The 336-nt window shown below is 57.4% G+C and carries 1 protein-coding gene; it reads left to right on the top strand.

The window, feature by feature from the left end:
• Positions 1-222 (top strand): ATP-binding protein (locus tag SB771_RS33770; protein WP_410721887.1); only part of this gene is annotated, 222 nt, incomplete at its 5' end.
• Positions 223-336 lie beyond the last annotated feature (114 nt).

Genomic DNA, 336 nt, shown 5'->3' with positions numbered 1-336 from the left:
CGGCGTGACCTGCTTGAGATCCTCGATGATCGCCACGGCCACCGCTCAACCCTGGTAACCAGCCAGATTCCAGTTGATAGCTGGCATGCCGCGCTCGGCGATCCGACGCTCGCCGATGCCATTCTCGACCGGCTCGTGCACAACACCTATCGCATCAATCTCAGCGGTGATTCGATGCGAAAACGCAAAAAGAGTTTGACCGAAAACCAGCAGTCAGAGTAAATATCGAAACCCCCGCGTCGCTGCGCTCCGAACGTCCAGCTTCGCGCGAAACCGCTGTCCACCTTCACGCGAAACGCGTGTCCAGCTTCCACGAATTACGCAGTCATATTGCAC

It is taken from the genome of Burkholderia sp. SIMBA_051, from assembly GCF_046534915.1.
Lineage (GTDB): Bacteria > Pseudomonadota > Gammaproteobacteria > Burkholderiales > Burkholderiaceae > Burkholderia > Burkholderia ambifaria.
This window is presented reverse-complemented; position numbering and strand designations above follow the sequence as displayed.